The following is a 20,629-nucleotide window of genomic DNA, read 5'->3' on the forward strand; positions in this document are numbered from 1 at the left end:
AAAATTCAGGGAGAGTAAATAGATATTCACTGTAATCTACTGATAAGCTTTTGGTTTGATGTGAGAGTTGAAAGCTTTTTAAGCATCTTTCCATCATATTTGTAAATTTGATTGAGGGTAATTTCACCGTTTTCAATACCTGTCACCTCCGAGATTTCTAATACACGCCTTTTGTGATCTTTGGTTTTTCCGAGATGTATAACTATCTCTATAGCAGAAGCAATCATACTTCTTATTGCAGGGAGAGGAAGATCTGCAGCCTGCAGAATCATAACTTCCATGCGTTTCAACATATCTTTTGCTGAATTTGCATGACCGGTACTGATGGAACCATCATGGCCTGTATTCATAGCATTTAGCATATCAAGAGCTTCTCCTCCGCGGACTTCTCCGACGATTATCCGGTTTGGAGACATTCTGAGAGATGCCTTTATAAGGTCGGACATACTTACCTGACCGTCGCCTTCGGAATTGGCATTTCTCGTTTCCATGGATACAAGATTGGATACATTACGTATCTGCAGTTCAGCAGAGTCTTCGATAGTGATGACCCGTTCATCTTCTGGGATATATTGGCTAAGTGCATTTAAAAAAGTAGTTTTCCCGCTGTTGGTTCCGCCGGATATAAAAATGTTATAGCCGGCTTTAGTAAGTGATTTGACAAATTCTGCGGCGTCCTCAGTCAGAGATTTATAAGCAATAAGCTTATCCATTGTGATTGGTTCCGGAAATTTACGTATGGTAAGTGTCGGACCCTTGAGAGCGATGGGGGGAAGTACTACATGTACTCTGGACCCATCCTCCAATCGGGCATCAACAATAGGATTTGATGTATTTACTGTTCTATTTACTTTACTGACTATAGATTGAATAACTTCCTCAAGCTGCTCAATAGATTCGAAGCTGCGATTCCATTTTTCCTGATGTCCGAATCGTTCTATAAATATATCTTTATGGGAATTAATCATTATCTCTGTGATCTCAGGATTGTCGAGAAGTTCAGAAAGTACATCGAGACGTCTGAAGCTGTTGAATATGGCATTTCTAAGGTAAAGCTTGTTTTTTAAACTGAGATCTATTCTTGTGTATAAAAGTTCGTCAATTCTGGAAAATAAATCCTCGTCATTTAAGTCTTTCTGTTCGCTAAGTTCAGAGACTATTTTCTGTTTTAATTCTTTTTTAATTTCAGTTAATTCATTCATGATCAATTGTAGATATAGTTCTTTATTACTGCAGATGTATAGTTCAAGAGAGCCTCAGTACCTTTTGAATCGTTATTAAAATCGGAAAAATGTTTTTCTTCAGGTACTATAAGCTTTACGATGCGGTTGACCACATCCTGTGACTGGGTTTTGGACAGATAGGACTCGAGTAAATCAAGTTTTACGTTAGAAGATGGTTCCTCTGTCACAGGCATAAATATTCTTGTGGCCAAAGGAAGCAGTCCTTCAACACGACTAATAATACTGTCTGTATCAAGGACGATAGCATCAGCTTCTGAAATTGATTGAATGTGTTCTATGAAATGTATCAGTTCCTGGGAATCCAGAGTAGTCAGATCTTCGGGAGTTCTGACAGGAAGTATATGATCAAAAACTTCCGAGTGTTGAATAATTTCCTGTAATCTTGCTTCAGTAAGTTTTCCTTCTTTATAAAAATAAAAAGCTTCAGATAAAGTATCCCGGCAAATATTATCGTTAATAGAAGTATCGGCCAGAGATACCTCCTCAAGCGTCATATACAGAGTTTTACAATCTTTACGTAAAGCCTTTGAGAGACTTCTTGCAAAGGTTGTTTTTCCGGATCTGCCTATAGGACTGTATATGATGTAAAGCTTTGAAAGTGAAGATGTGTGAGTCTTTATTTCCGGAATATTCTTTTTACCGTATACAGTCATGATCTCACTGATTATTTTTTCTCCGGATTGATATTTGTATATAGAAGGTTCAGTCTTCTCGGCTATGTCCCTTGATCCGTCAAAGGAACGGTATAATGGTGATTCCGAGAGCCTGATGATTGATTTTGCAGGAATTGAATCAAGCAGATTCGAAGAATCTGAAATTTTTTCGTCACTTTTTTTGTAGAGATAGTTTCCGTATTTATCGATACTGTTCTTATTTCCACCATATGAAACGGATTCTTTTTTTGACTCGCTTCCGACTAACAGTTCGATGGGATGATCCTGAGAGAACTCTTTAAGATCCTTATAATTATGGAAGGAATAGACGGTGAATGGACAATTGGTATGGGAAGAAGCAAATCTTTTGAAGCGGTCGCCATAGATTTGGTCTTCATCATAAAAGGCCAGAATATGTTGCATATAAATGTCTCCTTAACCTGATTTGTTGATGTATTTCTGATCTGACAGTTTCCGGAAAGGGATGTTTATGTGATGTCACATTCAGTGAAACATCAGATCATGAAAATGCATAAGTGATCAGTCCCGGAATTGCACCGAGGAAAACAGGAACCGCAAGGGGTAGAGATGATCCTATAGGGGGTGAACCATAGTCATATAAGGGGGAAGTTATATGAGAATTGGCAGAATCATTATGCGAGAATACTGTTTCAGCTTTGCTGACCATAATTAATGCAAGAGCAAGTAAAAGACCGGGGAAAAGAACAATTATTCCGTTACAAAAGCCTGACCATGATGTGATAAGAGCCAGTAGCTTGGCATCACCTGCACCTGCATTTGTCATAGCGGTAAGAACAGATAGTATAAGTACAGTTATTAGAAATGTGAAAAAAAATATGATAGAAGATAGGAAAGAAATATGGCCGTATTGTTCAAGGTAGTTTATACTTCCAAAATTCAGGAACATTCCGAGTATGATATAGAATCCAATGTATATATTGGGAATGCGCCGGCCATAGAAATCTGTGAGAGCTGCGCCGTAAAGGCACTGCAATAAGACAAGACTTGATACTATCATGTTGCCTCCGTATGAATTTGTGGGTTCAGTATATGGTAGGCGATGATACTTGCATATAGTCGTTTTTGAGACAATGTCTGAAAAACGACTATATGTTCTGTGATTTAAAGACAAAAAAGTATAATAATGAAAAAATACCAAAAATCATGAATAAAAACCATTTGATTGGCATTATATAAGGGATTTTATGCGATTTTTACGAAGCAGGATCAGATAGATAAAATAGCAGAAAAGCATACTAGTTGTTGAAAAGTTACAAAACATAGTGGAATTTATGACAGAAATCACCAAAGGGCTTGATTTTTCGTGAAAATTAAAGAGCTCTCAATTGATAAAGCCGGGGGATATGCTAAAATATCAAAGACTTTATGAGGGCAATTTGTGACTATAAAGTCCGGTGCCTACAATTGACACTTGTGAAATGTAATTTATATGTAAATCCATCGGAGGGTTTTATGGATCATTTAAAAGAGTATCATCGTTGGATAGAACTTGCCAAAGGTGAGGATAAAGATATAGAGGATGAGCTTCGTGCAATATCACAGGATGAAGCCAAGATAGAGGATGCTTTCTATAGGGATCTCGCTTTCGGAACAGGCGGATTGAGAGGAGTTATAGGTGCGGGAACCAACAGAATGAATATCTATACTGTTGCAAAGGCATCTCAGGGGCTTGCGAATTATGTTGTGAAGAAATATCCTGAATCGGAGCGTCGGATAGCTGTTTCAAGAGACAGCCGTATAAAGTCGGATATTTTTGCCAAAACTGCAGCTTCGGTTTTCGCTGCAAACGGAATAGATGTATATGTTTATGAGGATATAATGCCTACACCATGCTTAAGTTTCGCTACAAGAGAGCTTAGATGTGCAGCAGGTATTATGGTGACTGCAAGCCACAATCCTTCAAAGTATAACGGATATAAGGTTTACGGTTCGGATGGATGCCAGATTACTACAGAGGCAGCAGAAGAGATTCTCACTGAGATTGAAAGTCTTGATATATTTAAAGATGTGAGAATAGTTGAATTTACTGTGTCCGGGACAAAGAACGAGGCAGTAGATATAGAAAAAGCAGGTGAAGGAGTAAAGAGACAGGGAAACATTTACTATATAGGAGAAAAAATTTACTCAACTTTCATCGATAATGTAAAGGCACAGTCGGTTCTCGGTGCAGATGACAAAGTGGACAGAAATGTAGCTATAGTTTATTCTCCGCTGAATGGTACGGGGCTTAAGCCTGTAACAAGAGCATTGAGAGAAAGTGGCTATACCAATATAACTGTTGTCAAGGAACAGGAGGCTCCGGATGGTAATTTCCCGACATGTCCCTATCCGAATCCTGAGATTAAGGAAGCTATGGCTCTTGGTATGGAGTATGCAAAGAAGGAGGATGCAGACCTGCTTCTTGCTACTGACCCAGATTGCGACAGAGTAGGAATCGCTGTAAAGGATAATAATGGTGAATACCGGCTTCTCAGCGGAAATGAGACTGGTATACTTCTTCTTGACTATATAGCAAGTCAGCGTCAAAAAAACGGAACAATGCCTGAAGATCCAGTTATGGTTAAGACCATAGTTACTATGGATATGGGAGAACGTATAGCAGAGCACTATGGAATCAGGACCGTAAATGTTCTTACAGGGTTTAAATTTATAGGGGAGCAGATCGGAAGACTTGAAAGCGAAGGTCATAGTGACAGCTATATATTTGGCTTTGAAGAGAGCTATGGATATCTTACAGGAAGTTATGTAAGAGATAAAGATGCTGTTGACGGAGCATTTATGATATGTGAGATGTTCTCTTATTATAAAACAAAGGGATTGAGTCTCCTTGATAAGCTTGAGGAGCTTTACAGAGTGTACGGATATTGTCTCAATACTCTTCACAGCTATCAGTTTGAAGGGTCTGCAGGCTTTGATAAGATGCAGAAGATAATGCAGCAGTTCAGAGCAGACAGTTATAAGGCGGAAATAGACGGCGCAAATCAGCCTGATGACAGACCAATGCAGCATGAAGCAATTGCTTTGGAAAAGTTTGGGGTTAAAGATATTGAAAAGGTTCTTGACTATGAGCCGGGACTTCAGGGACTTCCAAAGTCAGATGTTCTTAAGTATCTTTTGAAGGATCATTGTTCAGTTGTTATACGTCCTTCAGGTACAGAACCTAAGCTTAAAGCATATATCTCCATAAGTGCAGAGAGCCGTGAAAAGGCAGAGTCTATTGAGAAAGAGATAGCTTCTCAGCTTGAGGACAGAATGAAATAGTAAACATATAACAGAGAATGAAAATAACGGCAAAAAACTTATACTATTATGACAACGTGGCATCAACGCTGTTTGATATTGAATATAAGAGGCGGCAATTCTGATTAATAAAAGTGATTATAATGTGAAAATAAGAGCAGCTATGTGAGTAAAAACTCACATAGCTGTTTTTGGTGATAAAAATATAAGGAAAAGACAGACAAATCTAAAATAAAGATAAAATTAGCACTCAACACTTGCAAGTGCTAACAATCGAGCTATAATCATTGTAACACGATTTAGAAGTGTAGACGGTATCAGACATTTTCGAGATATGAAGATGGCTGACATTCCAAAAGGGAGGGTTAATATATGAATATCAATAAATTTACTCAAAAATCAGTTGAAGCCATAAATAAATGTCAGGAAATAATAACAGAGTACGGTAATCAGTATGTGGAGCAGATTCATTTGCTATACAGTCTTGTAACCATAGACGAAAGTCTCATAGCTCAGCTTCTTAGGAGAATGGGCATTTCGGTAGATGCATTTAAAAGTACTTTGGAATCCGAGATTTCCAGGCTGCCTAAGGTAAGCGGAAGTGGTCAGATGTATATGTCACAGGCTGCAAATCTTGCCATCACAAGAGCTGAAGATCACATGAAGGCTATGGGGGATGATTATGTTGCGGTAGAACATATTTTTCTTTCCATAATGAAAGAAGCTGACCCTGTGGTTAAAAAGATACTGAAGGAATATGACATAACAAAGGATAAGTTTCTTAAGGCACTCTCAGAGGTTAGAGGAAATCAAAGAGTAACCACAGATAATCCTGAGAGCACTTATGATACACTAAATAAGTATGGATTTGAGATGGTTCAGCGTGCCCGGGATCAGAAGATGGATCCCATCATAGGACGTGATGATGAAATAAGAAACATAATACGTATTCTCAGCCGTAAGACGAAGAATAATCCTGTTCTTATCGGTGAACCCGGAGTCGGTAAAACAGCGGTTGTTGAAGGCCTTGCTCAAAGGATTGCGAAGGGAGATGTACCTGACAGTCTAAAGGATAAGAAGATATTTGCACTTAATATGGGTTCCCTTATAGCCGGTGCAAAGTACAGAGGAGAGTTTGAAGAAAGACTGAAGGCAGTTCTTGATGAGGTAAAGAAGTCTGACGGGCAGATACTTATGTTCATAGATGAGCTTCATACCATAGTAGGAGCCGGTAAAACAGACGGTGCAATGGACGCGGGAAATCTTCTTAAGCCTATGCTTGCCAGAGGTGAGCTTCACTGCATAGGTGCAACAACACTTAATGAATATCATAAGTATATCGAAAAGGATGCGGCACTTGAGAGACGTTTCCAGCCTGTTCAGATAGATGAGCCTAATGTTGAGGACACAATATATATTCTTAGAGGAATAAAGGACAGCTATGAAAAGTATCACGGAGTCACTATAACGGACAATGCCCTGGTGGCTGCTGCGACCCTTTCTGACAGATACATTTCTGACAGATTTCTTCCGGATAAGGCTATCGACCTTATGGATGAAGCCTGTTCTATGGTTAAAACTCAAATGGAATCCATGCCTGAAGATATGGCAAGCATGCAGAGTCGTATTACGCAGCTTAAGATGGAACAGATTTCTCTCAAAAAGGAAGATGACAAGCTGTCAAAGGAAAGATTACAGGATATAGATAAGGAACTTGCAGAACTTCAGTCGCAGTTTGATGTAAAGATGGCTCAGTGGGATAATGAGAAAAATTCTGCAGGTAATCTTCAGAAACTGCGCGAACAGAAGGATCAGATTCGCAAAGATATTGAGAAGGCTATGCAGATGGCTGATTATGATAAGGCGGCAAAGTTACAGTATAAGGATCTTCCGGAGATAGAAAAGAAGATTGCGGATGCTGAAAACAGTGTTCACGGAGAGGATAAAGCGCTTCTTCAGGAAACGGTTACAGAAGATGAAATAGGAAAGATTGTAAGCCGCTGGACGGGAATACCTGTGTCAAAGCTCAATGAATCTGAGAGAAGCAAGGTTCTGCATCTTGATGATGAGATTCATAAGAGACTCATTGGACAGGATGAGGCTGTAGAAAAAGTGGTTGAAGCAATTCAGCGATCAAAGGCAGGCATCAAGGATCCTGGAAGACCGATAGGATCGTTCCTGTTCATGGGACCTACAGGTGTTGGTAAGACTGAGCTTGCAAAAGCATTGGCACAAAATCTCTTCGATGATGAGAATGCTATGGTACGTATCGATATGTCTGAGTATATGGAAAAATATTCAGTATCAAGACTTATAGGTGCAGCGCCTGGATATATAGGTTACGAGGAAGGCGGACAACTTACGGAAGCAGTACGTCGTAAACCATATTCTGTTGTACTTTTCGATGAGATAGAGAAGGCTCATCCTGATGTATTTAACATACTTCTTCAGGTGCTTGATGATGGACGAATCACTGACAGTCAGGGAAAGACAGTAGATTTTAAAAATACCATAATCATTCTTACCAGCAACCTGGGGGCTCAGTATCTGCTCGATGGTATTGATGCAAACGGAAACATAACAGATAGTGCAAGAAAGAACGTTAATGATGAGCTGTTCCGGTCATTCCGTCCTGAGTTCCTGAATCGTCTTGATGAGATAATAATGTTCAAACCTCTCAGCAAGGATAACATTGGGAATATCACTGATCTTATGATAAAGGATCTTAACAGGAGACTTTCCGGAAGACAGATTTCAATTGAAATTACAGATGCAGCTAAGGAATATATTGCGGATTACGGTTATGAGCCACAGTTCGGTGCCCGTCCGCTCCGCAGGTTCATACAGAAAAATGTTGAGAATCTGGCAGCGAGATTCATACTTGAAGATAAGGTTCAGGAGGGAGATGTTATGATCATCGACCAACGTCTCGGTAAACTGAATATAGAAGTAAAAAAGTAAAATATATGCAGCACCCACAGAAATGTGCAGGTGCTGCATTTCTATATACATATTAAATACAGGAGATATTATCGAAACCACAATGGTAAATTCAGTGTCCTGTCATCTAAATTTAAGCTTTTATTTCGTGATTCTGTGATATACTCAAACTGATATTTGGAGACATAATAAAACACGGTTGCCACAGAAGGGTATAGATATTAGGACCTAAGGACAGAAGAAACAAATCACATATTTGAATGAGATGATTTGAGACTTTATTCCACGGTTTATATGCTATTGGGTGCAAGCCGTCGATTTCAGGAGAAAACAATGAAATTTGGGAAAACAAGAAAAGCTTTGATTTCAGCCATGGCTATGTCACTTATGATGAGTGTTCCGGCTATGGCAGATTGGAATTATACACTATATGGTCCGATTGCCGTATGGACTAACTCTGATACAGGAGAGCAGACCACTGTTTTCGCAGGTCAGCCTGCACCGGATGGAACTCTTGCACCAGATGTTACATTAACAGCAGAAGTTAGTCAGGAAAGAACAGATGCGGCTTCAGCAGTTGCAGCAGCCAATGCAGCTGCAGATGCAGCCAAGGCTGCAAGAGGAGGTAATGTTTCAGACACTCAACTTTCAGCTGAACAGATGGTAGCCAATACCGCGGCGGCCAATGCCAATATGAATACCAATACTGTTGCGGTTATAAATAGCACAGCTTCAAAGGCAAGCACACTAAGTAACGCTGAGCTTCCTATGATACAGACAGGAGATCAGTCTGCCGCTGTTACATCTGAAATTACAAGTGGGAGTTTTGTGGGACCTGATAACAGTGTAACAAATAGGGTGTCAGGATCAACAGGTGTTACATCAGAGACAAGCAGCTATACTACAAATTCAGGACGATTGGTTACCAATGCAGCAGCGCCTGATACTTCTGCATCAACAACATCATCAGGCAACAGCAATTCATCTTCAACTACTACAGGAAGCGCACCGGTGGCAACAGGTACATCAGGTTCAGGATCTACAGGAACACCTGCTGCCGCATCACAAAATACTTCACAGGTTAGTTATGAAGGTACACTTCCGTCAACAGGTGCCGGGAATGTAAATACCTATACTACACCCGGAAGTGTATAGTAAAACAAAAAGAAATGTGTTATCATAATCTCCAAATGCGCCGGGACGCATCTGGAGATTTTTTTATGGCAGATAATGAAATAAATAATATAAAGGAAAAAAACGGTGATAATGCTGTGAACAGCAGTGAAGTGGTCATAGATGTCAGGGATGTTACCAAGATTTACAGACTGTATGACCAGCCTATTGACAGGCTTAAGGAAGCGATAAGTTTCACGCACAAAAATTATCATCGTGATTTTTATGCGCTGAATCATATAAACTTTCAGGTTGGTAAAGGAGAAGCAGTAGGAATCATTGGAACTAACGGTTCCGGTAAATCTACCATACTGAAGATTATAACCGGTGTTCTCACTCCGACAGGTGGCAGTGTAAACATAAACGGTATAGTGTGTGCTCTTCTGGAGCTTGGAGCAGGATTTAATCCTGATTATACCGGTATAGAGAATGTTTATATGAATGGAACCATGATGGGGTTTACTAAGGAACAGATGGATGCAAAGCTTCAGGAGATATTGGACTTTGCCGATATAGGTGATTTTGTAAATCAGCCTGTAAAGAGCTATTCCAGCGGAATGTTCGTAAGACTTGCATTTGCCATGTATGTGGCTATGGATCCGGAGATACTGGTAGTGGATGAGGCACTCTCTGTAGGAGATGTTTTTTTTCAGGCCAAGTGCTATCACCGTATGGATGAGTTAAGGAGAAACGGTACAACTATCCTTATGGTCACTCATGATCTGGGCTCAGTTATGAAGTATTGTGACAGGGTTATCCTTATTAATAAGGGAGAGAAGATATCCGAGGGACAGCCTGGTGAAATGGTTGATCTTTATAAAAAGATTCTTGCCGGAAGATTCACGGAGGAAGACAGGAATAGTATTCAAAAGCAGAAGGAAGCTCAGGATGCCTGTGATTTTATAGATGAGCAGAATTTTGGAGTAGATACTGTGGGATCTGCTGCGATGAATGATGTCTATAGGAAGGAATCCAACGGACCACAGGATGATGTTACCGATAATATGGATATAACAGTTGCTGTTGAAGGTGATCCAAAGACTGAGGAAGTATCGGCTGATTATACAGACGGCCGCCTCATGCAGGATGAGCTTAGTCTAAATCCGCATGTACAGCATTATGGTGACGGAAGAGCTTCGATTTGGGATCTCGGTATACTGGATGAGAGAGGAAAGGTCACCAATGTTATTGTTAAGGGTGAGATGTTTTCTATAAAGGAGAAAATACGTTTCAATGCTCCGATAGAAGCTCCGATATTTACATTTACCATAAAGGATAAACGCGGAGCTGATCTTACCGGTACCAATACCATGATTGAAGGCTGTGATATTAAATCGGTAAAAGCCGGTGACGAGTACGTATGTACATTTACTCAGCGTATGACTCTTCAGGGTGGAGAGTATCTGCTCAGCATGTCCTGTACAGGATTTGAACAGGGTGAACATGTGGTATATGACAGAAAGTATGACGTGGCATCTATCACGGTTTTATCCAACAAAAACACTGTTGGTGTATATGATATGGAGTCTCAGGTGACTCTGGAAAGGCATAGTAAAAAATGAGTTTTACACACCATATGACCAATTTGATAGATTGGTTCTATTTCGAAGATGTGACCACCGGTATGGAAAGAGATGCGTCTGTACTGGTCTTGGGAGATAAGGAATATACAGCACCTTTTGTAGAGCTTCTTGAGAAAAGGGTGCGCAATGTTTCGAGAAGACTTGATGAGACTACCTATGATCATATTGTTATTCCTGTACTTACAAAGAGAGTACTCAGGATGTTCAAGGGCAACCTAGGTATGATGTACAGTTCACTTTCAAGAACATGGCTCAAGCAGGGCGGATGCATCATGGTAGGTATGCAGAATGCTTTGGATATAGACCGCATGTCCTCAGGCGAAAAGGACGGAGATACCATTTATATGCGATGGTCGAAGATTCAGGAGTTAAGAAAGGTACTCAAGGAAGAGCAGCCTGAGTCAAAGGAATGGATGTATTATCCTGTGCCTGAGCTTAAGATGCCTCTTAATTTTTATACAGATGAGGTTCTTCCGGGACCTGCTGATGAAACAGAGAAGATTGCACTTCTTGTGAAAGAAAATGTATTTCAGGAGTTTGCGCCGTCTTACTTCTATATTTTCCAGCCTGATGGATCATACCGAAGTAAGGCAAAGGACTTCCATAAGTATCGCCCTGTATATCTGAAGTATAATTCAAGCCGTAAGCCTGAATATGCCATAAAGACAGAGATATACAGAGATTATGACGGAAAGCGCCATGTTGTAAAGATGGGTATAACACCTGATGCCAATGCTCATATAGAGTCTCTTACCGATAAGGCCAAGGTACAGCGCAAGGCGAATCCTACAGTTTCTGTTCTTTCTGCGGAGGAGACAAGTCACGCACTTGGAGATTTTCAACGCTTAAGTTTCCAGATATATCCCTACCTTGAAGGAAAGAATCTCGGAGCTATTCTTGCTGATATGGTCAAGGATGGTGTTGCACCACTTAAAGAGCTTGCCGAATCAGTGGATATGGTCATAGGTGCAGTAGATGGTAAGGTGAATCCTGCAAATCTGGACTGCCTTTTTGATAATGTGATCATGATGGATGGAACCCCAACTCTCATCGATTGCGAATGGGTACTCGAAAGAGATGTTGATGTTAGATTCCTGCAGTTCCGCATTCTTTATTACTGGTATCTTGAATATCGTGACATTCTTGCATATGATGATCTGTTTGGATTCTTAAGAAACTTTGGATTTACCAAGCCGGAATGTATGGAGCTTCTTGATAAGGAGAAGGAATTCCAGCTTTTTGTACATGGCGACGGTCAGGACAGTAATGTTAATGCATACTATGAGAATAAAGTAACAGTTCATCGTTTTAATGAACTGAAGGGGCATCTTGCTGTGGCAGAGAATGAAAACACCATTCTTTCGCAGGAGACAAAGGAGCAGAAGATTGCACTTCGTAAGGAAAGAGAGATCAACAGACTGACTTCAGTGCATGTTGCAAATCTTACAAAGGTTATCAAGACTCATGAGCGTGATATAGATACGCTTATGAAGGAACGAGAATACTATAAGGCACATATGGGGTGGACAGGTAAGTTGTCTGAGAGTATCAATGATGCCTATACAAGAAGGTTCCCTGTCGGTTCAAGAAAGCGTAAGCTTCTTTCCTATGTGGGACAGACTTTTGCACATCCGATAAAGACCATTCCGATGTTCTTTACTGAGGAGGGAAAGAATCTTATTCGTGGTGATTTCAATATCGGAGCATTCTACAGTGAATTCGGAAAAGTAAGCTTTGAAAAAACAGACAGGCCATTGGTAAGTATTGTTATCCCTTGTTATAACCAAATCAACTATACATATCAGTGTCTCGTAAGCATTAAACAGAACACGGATTTTGAAAAGACACCTTATGAAGTAATAATTGCAGATGACGTTTCGACCGATGCAACACGAGAGATTGGTTTTTATGCTGATAATCTTGTTATCGCAAGAAATACTGAAAACATGGGATTCCTGAAGAATTGCAATCAGGCGGCATCCATAGCAAAGGGTAAGTATATTTTCTTCCTTAACAATGATACAAAAGTAAATGAAGGCTGGCTTGAGTCTCTTGTTGAACTGATAGAAAGTGATGATTCCATAGGTATGGTTGGATCAAAGCTTGTTTATCCTGATGGAAGACTTCAGGAAGCAGGCGGTATAATATGGTCTGATGGTTCAGGATGGAACTATGGAAGACTTCAGGATCCTGAAGAGCCTGAATTTAACTATGTAAAGGAAGTAGACTATATTTCAGGTGCAGCCATAATGATCCGAACTGATCTTTGGAATGAGATCGGTGGATTTGATGAGAGATTTGCACCGGCATACTATGAGGATACGGATCTTGCATTTGAAGTACGTAAGCATGGAAAAAAGGTTGTTTTCCAGCCGAAATCTGTCATCACACACTTTGAAGGCATATCCAACGGTACTGACACCAATGATACATCAGGACTTAAGCATTATCAGGTTGTGAACCAGCAGAAGTTCAAGGACAAGTGGGCTGAAGAGCTTAAAAAGCAGTCTGTAAATGATGGAAGTCCTAATCCGTTTGCGGCTCGTGAGCGTGGTCAGAATGCAAAGTATATTCTGGTTGTGGACCATTATGTTCCTACATGGGATAAGGACGCCGGATCAAAGCTTGATTACCAGTATATGCAGCTTTTCATGAAGGTTGGATACAGAGTCAAGTTCCTTGGAGACAATTTTGCTCATGAGGAGCCATACACTTCAGCTCTTCAGCAGATGGGTATAGAGGTGCTGTATGGTAATACAATGCAGGCCGGAATATGGGATTGGATAGACAAAAACAAGAAGTTTATCAATATAGCATATCTTAACAGACCACATATCGCGGCTAAGTATATAGATTATTTCTGCGATAACACTGATATAAAGGTCATCTACTTTGGTCATGATCTTCATTCATTGCGTCTTATGCGTGAGTATGAGATAGATCATGATGAAAAAACCAGAGAGGATGCCGAATACTGGCACAATGTTGAGTACGGAGTAATGCGTAAGGCTGATGCAAGCTATTTCCCTTCAGAAGTGGAAGCTGAGATCGTTCGTAAGGAGGATCCTACCATCAATGTCAAGGGAATCACAGCCTATGTATATGATGAACCTGCTATATTGGATGAAGACTATGCTCACAAGCAGGGACTATTGTTTGTGGGAGGTTTTGGACATCCGCCAAACAAGGATGGTCTTCTTTGGTTTGTTAATGAGATACTTCCTAAGATAAGGGATAAAATTCCCGGTATAGTTCTTAATGTTGCCGGTTCAAAGGCAGATGAAGAAGTGCTTGCTCTAAACGAGAGACCGGATGTAAATGTTCTTGGCTTTGTAACTATAGAGGAGCTTGATGAACTATACAGAAAGAACAGGGTAGTTGTTGTGCCTCTGAGATACGGAGCAGGTGTAAAGGGAAAAGTGGTTGAGGCTCTTCATGCAGGAGCTGCCATAGTAACCACCTCCTGTGGTGCAGAGGGAATTCCGGAAGCACCAACAGCTCTGCGTATCCAGGATACTGTTGATGGCTTCGCAGAGGAAGTTATAAACCTTTATAACAATACCTATGAAGTTGACAAAATGTCTCACAGAGCGGTTCAGTTCATACAGGAATTTTATTCACCGGAAGGTGCATGGAATAAGATCCGTGATGATTTTGAAACAGACTATAGGAAATGATGAAAAGATATATCCGGAGAAATCCGGATATATTGCTTTATGGAAGAACATACATGGTATTATGTGTGTTGAAGGAGGGGTTGATTTGAAAAAGTATAAACATTGCTTTGCAGTTGCAGCATATGGTGAATCAGAGTATCTCCCGTATCTGTTGAATTCACTTAAGGCGCAGAGTATAGACAGCAAAGTTATCATATGTACCTCCACCCCCAATAAATTCATAACAGCCTGCAGTGCGAGATTCGGGTATCCGGTGTATGTCAGAAATGGTAGGCACGGACTTCAGGAAGACTGGAACTTTGCTTATGAAGAAGGCAGTAAGCTGGCTACACTTGTAACCATTGCTCATCAGGATGATCTGTATTTTCCTGATTATACAAAGGCCTTGCTTAATGCATACAGTGTATTTCCGGATATGTCTGTTTTCTGCTGTCGTTATGATACCATTGATGCATCGGGGAATACTATCGATGGAAGCTCAGAAAAAGTAAAGAGATTACTGAGATTAAGGCTTAAAAATCATAAGGTGGCAGACAGGGCAAATGTAAAACTGTCAGCGCTTAAATACGGGAACGCTATAGGATGCCCAACCTGTACCTATAACACGAATTTATGTACTGCGCCTCTTTTCAGAAACTCCTATAAGTTTGTGATAGATTGGGCAACGCTAATAAGACTGGCCAAAGAACCCGGAAGGTTTATATGTATTGAGAAACCTCTTATGGCCTATCGTGTTCATCAGGGTGCTGAAACCATGAGAAACATAGAGAACAATAACAGAGAAAAGGAAGAGAGAGAAGTGTTCAGGCAGATGCATTCTGGCTTTGTTACAGCTTTGCTCATGCATTTCTACAAAAAAGCTTATGGAGCTTATGACAATAAAAAAGATAACTAAAGATAAAGTGCAAATGGTGCTTCCTGCACTTTTTGCACTTATTTTGATTGGATTTTTCGTGAACAGGAATATTCAGATCAGAGGACTCTACGGAGATGACCTGTATCTTTGGTCCTTTTACGGAGAGGACAACTTTTGGGAGTTTACATTTCCGCTCAAAACAAAGGGTAATTTCAGACCATTTTACTGGGCACTAAGCTATCTGGAGTTCATGATAGTCGGGAGACATGTAAACTATTACTCAACTTTCAATGTTTTTGTAAATATCTTCATTTCCTTTGTGATCTACTTTTTTTCAATGGATTTAACCAAAGCCTTTGAAAAGAATGGACGGGGAGCTATTCAAGCTTCACTTATATCATTCCTAACGGCCGGAATGTATCTTGGGTCACATTTTGCTGCTTATCAGATAGGACAGGTGCTCGGACTGCTGGAATCGATGGCACTTCTTCTGGCCATAATTGTTCTTTGGATGCTGTACAGATTCATAGAAAGAAGAAACAGCTTTTGGTATTTTGCAGGATGTATCACTTATTTTCTTGTGATATTCACTCACGAAAGATATATAGCCTTATTCCCGCTTTTCTATCTAGTACTTATAGGCAGAAGGCTGATAGTAGGAAGATTCGACAGTAGCATGAGATATATGACAAAGGCATTTGTTCCAATACTTGAACTCGTGTTTTTTTTCGGTGTTCGAATGTTTATAGCAGGACAGGCCATGCCTGCCGGAACAGCAGGGACAGATGTATCAGATACATTTGATCTTATACAGGCACTCGGATATTCGATACAGCAGGTTCAGTACATATTTGGAGTAAATGTTGGAGAAGCATATCTTGATGGTATAAACTGGCTTGACACTCCACTTTGGTTAAAGCTGTCAGTGTATTTTAGTTGGGTGATTCTTATACTCATGATAGCTGTATTCATAAGAGAATCCTTCAGGAAGGCTATTGATCCGGAGTGGGTATCACTTAATCTCTTGTTTATTACATTTATTGCCATGTGCATAGGATGCAGTTCCATCACTGTAAGGCTCGAGATAAGATGGGTTTATGTGAGCTATACTGCGGCACTTCTGTATCTTTGCTTTATGTATGGAAGAAGTTCGGGTAGATGTGAAGAAAGAATAAGCGGAAAATCCCGAAAGAAGTCCAGGGAATTTAAGGCTAAAGAAGTATTTGCAATAATGTTTATTGCGTACTGCATTGTCATGACTCCTGTTGAACAGCTTTACAGAAGCAACTTCAACAACATTTTCTTTATGACGGATATTTCAAGAGTCAATTCACTGGCTGATGAGACCATTGGAAAATATCAAAACTTTCTTGGTGTACGTCAGACATATATCTTCTACAATCGTTATGGAATGACTGATTTCTATGGAGAATACTTCTATAAGCCATTTGATCCTGAGAAAACCGGACAGGGGTCAGAGGTTCATTTCATAAATGACATATCAGAGCTTCCGAAGGAAGCGAGCTACGATAATTCGGTGGTTCTTCTTGAAAGTACAGATACAAAAAGATATTTAGATATAACAGATCAAGTATTCGGAAAGGCAGATTGGGATGCCATTAAACAAATGGAACAGTAAAAATGATATACAAAAGCTCGGACATTTAGCGGTATGGGCGGCACCCTTTGTGGGAACCGCCTTTCTTTTCTGGTATATAAAGTCTGCAACAAGGGATATAGTTTATTCGGATTATATAAGACTTATAAACAGCTATATACCGGATACATTATCGAAGGATAGTTTTCTGGTTTCGGATATACTCACTCGCATTCCGGTTACCTATCCGATCAGATGGCTCAATGTTAAGCTTTTTGCGTACTCTGTGGATTTTGACAGAATGCTGGGACTTTTGGGAGTATTCCTGATGATGCTTATGATGAGCCTTTATTTGAAGAGAGAGTCTGTGGGAGTTCCGGCTTTTTTAGCTATTATAATTACAGGATTCAGCCTGAATAAATGGGAACTTCTAATAAACGGTTCCGGCTACCCACATTTTTTAAGCTATGGGCTGTTCTTCTATAACTATCTTGTATTTGAGAGAGTTTTTACAGGAACCAAAAGAACATATGATGTGCTGAAACTCTTTCTTATACCATATACAGCACTTCTTTTGGCAGGCCCTTATATAGTTCAGTTCTGTGCGGCGCTTATAGCTGCAGCGTTATACACTGTGTTTATAAAAAACAGAAATGTGGATAGAAAGCAAATGCTTTTTTATGCCATAACAACAGTTATACCAATACTACTGTTCCTTTGGAGTAACAGTACAGCGGTGTATGAACATAATATAAGTGAGCAGAGATCTGTCATAGATGTGGTTACAAAGGAAGCTGGATTCACTTTACATTTCATGCTTAATGGTTTTGCTTCCGAATTACTTGACGGATCAGGATGGGAGACTATGCTAAGCAGCGGAGCCATTGGATATAAAGTGATCTATGCTGTAGGAGCATTGATGGTTCTTTTGTATGTATATGCCATATTCCTTTATTTCCAAAAAGGTATATATCTTCGTACAGTATTCCCTCTTCTCCTAGTAGTAAGTGGTCTTCTTAGTCATCTTCTGGTGTTTTTATCAAGATATCTTTACCTTGTTGAGACGTATGCATGGCAGAGCAGATATTCCCTGCAATATCTGCCGGGGGTACTTGGTATTCTCATAATTTACGGAAAGGTATCAAAAGAATATATAGATAAACATTATAGGCGTAAAAAAGGAGAAAAGAGAACTACTACATATAGGGAGGATGGTTCAAAGTTGGTGTTGATGAATATTCTTCCGGCAGTGACAGCATTTACGATTTTTATAGCCTGTATGACAGGAAGTTTAGCTACGGATTTAAGAGAAATAAATAATGCTCCATTCAGAAAAATATATTTTGAAAGTATGGAGAATGCAGCATTAAATACAGATAATTATACAGATGATGAACTAAATCATATTTTTGAGTATAATCATGGTGCCGGTAAGGTAAGAGAGGCATTTTCTATACTTAGAGATAACAGACTCAATATTTTCAGTGAAAGACATTGATAAAGGTATAAGAAGACAGTATTACCTTATCTATGTGTTTGGAGTATAAAAAGCAAGATGTCTTTGTAAAGAAGGATGAATATATGAAAGTATTAATTTTAGCAGGTGGTTTTGGAACAAGAATTTCAGAGGAATCTCATTTGAAGCCAAAGCCAATGATAGAGATAGGTGAGATGCCTATCCTCTGGCATATCATGAAGTATTATTCAAGTTATGGCTTCAATGATTTCGTCATACTTGCCGGATATAAGCAGTATGTTATAAAGGAGTTTTTTGCCAATTACTTCCTTCACAATTCGGATGTAACATTTGATCTTTCCAATAATCAGATGGAAGTTCACAACAACATGAACGAACCATGGAAGGTGACTATTGTTGATACGGGATTGAATACCATGACTGGAGGACGTATCAAGAGAGTTCAGAAGTATGTAGGAGATGAGCCGTTTATGCTGACTTATGGAGACGGTGTTTCCAATGTTGATATATCGGCGTTGGTGAATTTTCACAAATCACATGGAAAGATAGCAACCATTACAACAGTTTCTCTTGCACAGCAAAAGGGAGTCCTGGATATAGATGCCGGTAATCATATAAGATCCTTCAGAGAAAAGGAGGATGAAGACGGCGCGATCATTAATGGTGGATTCATGATCTTTAATCCCGAAGTGTTTGATTATCTCTCCGGTGATAAATGCGTTTTGGAACAGGAACCTATGCACAAACTCGCAGCAGATGGACAGCTGATGAGCTTCTACCATCCGTATTTCTGGCAATGCATGGATACCCAGCGTGAGAAGAAACTGCTTGAAACACTGTGGGAAGAAAATCGTGCTCCATGGAAACGTTGGAGCTGATGAATGCGATAACAGTAAAGTGTACAAATCAGGTGCATATATGATGACTTGTGAAGCTATTACTCATAGCATCAGATTCTGTAACAAAGCATAAAAAGGAAGAAAAGATGTCTAAATTAACTGAGCTTAAAAAATTTTATAGCGGAAAGAGAGTGCTTTTAACAGGACATACCGGATTTAAGGGGAGTTGGATGTCACTTATGCTTCATATGCTTGGGGCTGAAGTGTACGGATATTCACTTGAGGCTCCGACAGAACCCTCTCTATATGATATTCTGGGACTTGATGCTCTTATTTATTCTGAGATCGGTGATATAAGAAATTATGAGAAACTCCAGACCTTCTTTGATAAAGCAAGACCTGAAGTGGTTTTCCATCTTGCGGCTCAGCCCATAGTCAGAACTTCATATGTATTTCCACGGGAAACCTATGAAATCAATGTGATGGGAACAGTTAATGTACTTGAGTGTGCAAGAAAATATAATTCAACACATGATGAAAAGATAAAAACATTACTCAATGTTACAACCGATAAAGTTTATGAGAACAATGATGAGGAAGGCCACGCATTTATAGAGGATGAGAAACTTGACGGATATGATCCCTACAGCAATTCGAAATCATGTTCGGAGCTTGTAACTCATAGCTATAAGAAGTCATTTTTTAATGTGGCAGATGGAGAAGTGACGAGAATCTCGACTGCGAGAGCCGGTAATGTTATCGGTGGAGGTGATTTTGCAAAGGACCGTATCATTCCTGACTGTGTAAGAGATACAATAGAAGGAAAGACTATTCATGTCAGGAATCCTTATAGTACAAGACCATATCAGCATGTACTTGAGCCGCTATATGTTTATCTTCTTATCGCTATGCAGCAGGCTATGGATGAATCGAAGGCGGATTACTACAATGTGGGGCCGGATGAAGTAGATGCCATCACAACGGGTGATCTAGCGGACAAGTTTGTTTCATCCTGGGGAGAAGGAGCAGGCTGGCATACGGAGGCGGAGGCAGATGCTCCGCATGAAGCATCATTTCTGAAACTAGATACAGGCAAGCTAAAGAGAGTGTTTGGATGGAGTCCTGTATGGCATGTAGATGAGGCTGTAGACCAGACAGTGAAGTGGTACCATGCATGGCATGATAATGAGAACATGTTGGAGTACACAGAAAAGCAGATTTCTGAGTTTCTTTCATGTTGATGGACCGATGTTACGGAATTGTGGCAGGTTTTCTATGAAAACATGGAACGTAGCATGGTCCATCGCG

At 40.0% G+C, this 20,629-nt stretch carries 13 protein-coding genes; 10 read left to right on the forward strand and 3 right to left on the reverse strand.

Annotated elements, in window-relative coordinates; all coding sequences use genetic code 11:
• Positions 1-26: 26 nt before the first annotated feature.
• The 3 genes from BM294_RS06010 to BM294_RS06020 all read right to left on the reverse strand — a co-directional run bounded on the left by BM294_RS06010 (position 27) and on the right by BM294_RS06020 (position 2,936).
• Positions 27-1,202, reverse strand: a complete 1,176-nt coding sequence (locus BM294_RS06010; RefSeq protein ID WP_091205748.1) for a TadA family conjugal transfer-associated ATPase — start codon at positions 1,200-1,202, stop codon at positions 27-29.
• 2 nt (positions 1,203-1,204) lie between these two features.
• Positions 1,205-2,320, reverse strand: a complete 1,116-nt coding sequence (locus BM294_RS06015; protein ID WP_091205750.1) for a P-loop NTPase family protein — start codon at positions 2,318-2,320, stop codon at positions 1,205-1,207.
• Positions 2,321-2,417: 97 nt separating this feature from the next.
• Positions 2,418-2,936, reverse strand: a complete 519-nt coding sequence (locus BM294_RS06020) for a prepilin peptidase (protein ID WP_091205752.1) — start codon at positions 2,934-2,936, stop codon at positions 2,418-2,420.
• Positions 2,937-3,391: 455 nt separating this feature from the next.
• Between BM294_RS06020 and BM294_RS06025 the strand changes: the two genes are divergently transcribed.
• The 10 genes from BM294_RS06025 (at position 3,392) to rfbG (ending at position 20,562) form a co-directional block, all read left to right on the forward strand.
• A complete protein-coding gene (locus tag BM294_RS06025) occupies positions 3,392-5,200 on the forward strand; it encodes a phospho-sugar mutase (RefSeq protein WP_091205754.1) in 1,809 nt (602 codons plus the stop codon).
• A gap of 351 nt (positions 5,201-5,551) precedes the next feature.
• Positions 5,552-8,140 carry an ATP-dependent chaperone ClpB gene (gene clpB, locus BM294_RS06030; protein WP_091205755.1) on the forward strand — a complete coding sequence of 863 codons (2,589 nt, stop codon included), beginning with the start codon at positions 5,552-5,554 and terminating at the stop codon, positions 8,138-8,140.
• Positions 8,141-8,452: 312 nt separating this feature from the next.
• Positions 8,453-9,274 (forward strand): hypothetical protein, encoded by an 822-nt coding sequence (locus BM294_RS06035; protein ID WP_091205757.1) that lies wholly within the window; start codon positions 8,453-8,455, stop codon positions 9,272-9,274.
• A 65-nt stretch (positions 9,275-9,339) separates the two neighbouring features.
• Complete coding sequence (locus tag BM294_RS06040; protein ID WP_091205758.1) at positions 9,340-10,854, forward strand: ABC transporter ATP-binding protein; 1,515 nt, start codon at positions 9,340-9,342, stop codon at positions 10,852-10,854.
• Positions 10,855-10,868: 14 nt separating this feature from the next.
• Positions 10,869-14,552: a glycosyltransferase gene (locus BM294_RS06045; protein ID WP_242944441.1), complete on the forward strand. Its 3,684-nt coding sequence runs from the start codon at positions 10,869-10,871 to the stop codon at positions 14,550-14,552.
• Between the two features lie 85 nt (positions 14,553-14,637).
• A complete protein-coding gene (locus BM294_RS06050) occupies positions 14,638-15,447 on the forward strand; it encodes a glycosyltransferase family protein (RefSeq protein ID WP_139225857.1) in 810 nt (269 codons plus the stop codon).
• A complete protein-coding gene (locus BM294_RS06055; protein ID WP_091205763.1) occupies positions 15,425-17,047 on the forward strand; it encodes a hypothetical protein in 1,623 nt (540 codons plus the stop codon). Before BM294_RS06050 ends, BM294_RS06055 begins: the two co-directional genes overlap by 23 nt.
• Positions 17,022-18,503, forward strand: coding sequence for a hypothetical protein (locus BM294_RS06060; RefSeq protein WP_091205764.1), 1,482 nt, complete (start codon positions 17,022-17,024; stop codon positions 18,501-18,503). The genes BM294_RS06055 and BM294_RS06060 overlap by 26 nt, the downstream gene beginning before the upstream one ends.
• An 83-nt stretch (positions 18,504-18,586) precedes the next feature.
• Entirely contained in the window at positions 18,587-19,360 is a 774-nt protein-coding gene (rfbF, locus tag BM294_RS06065; RefSeq protein ID WP_091205988.1) for a glucose-1-phosphate cytidylyltransferase, read from the forward strand.
• A gap of 107 nt (positions 19,361-19,467) precedes the next feature.
• Complete coding sequence (rfbG, locus tag BM294_RS06070; RefSeq protein ID WP_091205766.1) at positions 19,468-20,562, forward strand: CDP-glucose 4,6-dehydratase; 1,095 nt, start codon at positions 19,468-19,470, stop codon at positions 20,560-20,562.
• Positions 20,563-20,629 lie beyond the last annotated feature (67 nt).

Origin of the sequence: Oribacterium sp. WCC10, from assembly GCF_900113415.1 — a bacterium.
Classification (GTDB): Bacteria; Bacillota; Clostridia; order Lachnospirales; family Lachnospiraceae; genus Oribacterium.

Excerpts from the sequence above, each read along its gene's own strand:
- BM294_RS06040 (WP_091205758.1), top strand. The coding sequence starts at position 9,340 with ATGGCAGATAATGAAATAAATAATATAAAGGAAAAAAACGGTGATAAT.
- rfbF (WP_091205988.1), top strand. The coding sequence starts at position 18,587 with ATGAAAGTATTAATTTTAGCAGGTGGTTTTGGAACAAGAATTTCAGAG.
- clpB (WP_091205755.1), top strand. The coding sequence starts at position 5,552 with ATGAATATCAATAAATTTACTCAAAAATCAGTTGAAGCCATAAATAAA.
- BM294_RS06055 (WP_091205763.1), top strand. The coding sequence starts at position 15,425 with ATGACAATAAAAAAGATAACTAAAGATAAAGTGCAAATGGTGCTTCCT.
- BM294_RS06025 (WP_091205754.1), top strand. The coding sequence starts at position 3,392 with ATGGATCATTTAAAAGAGTATCATCGTTGGATAGAACTTGCCAAAGGT.
- BM294_RS06060 (WP_091205764.1), top strand. The coding sequence starts at position 17,022 with ATGCCATTAAACAAATGGAACAGTAAAAATGATATACAAAAGCTCGGA.
- rfbG (WP_091205766.1), top strand. The coding sequence starts at position 19,468 with ATGTCTAAATTAACTGAGCTTAAAAAATTTTATAGCGGAAAGAGAGTG.
- BM294_RS06045 (WP_242944441.1), top strand. The coding sequence starts at position 10,869 with ATGACCAATTTGATAGATTGGTTCTATTTCGAAGATGTGACCACCGGT.
- BM294_RS06035 (WP_091205757.1), top strand. The coding sequence starts at position 8,453 with ATGAAATTTGGGAAAACAAGAAAAGCTTTGATTTCAGCCATGGCTATG.
- BM294_RS06020 (WP_091205752.1), bottom strand. The coding sequence starts at position 2,936 with ATGATAGTATCAAGTCTTGTCTTATTGCAGTGCCTTTACGGCGCAGCT.
- BM294_RS06015 (WP_091205750.1), bottom strand. The coding sequence starts at position 2,320 with ATGCAACATATTCTGGCCTTTTATGATGAAGACCAAATCTATGGCGAC.
- BM294_RS06010 (WP_091205748.1), bottom strand. The coding sequence starts at position 1,202 with ATGAATGAATTAACTGAAATTAAAAAAGAATTAAAACAGAAAATAGTC.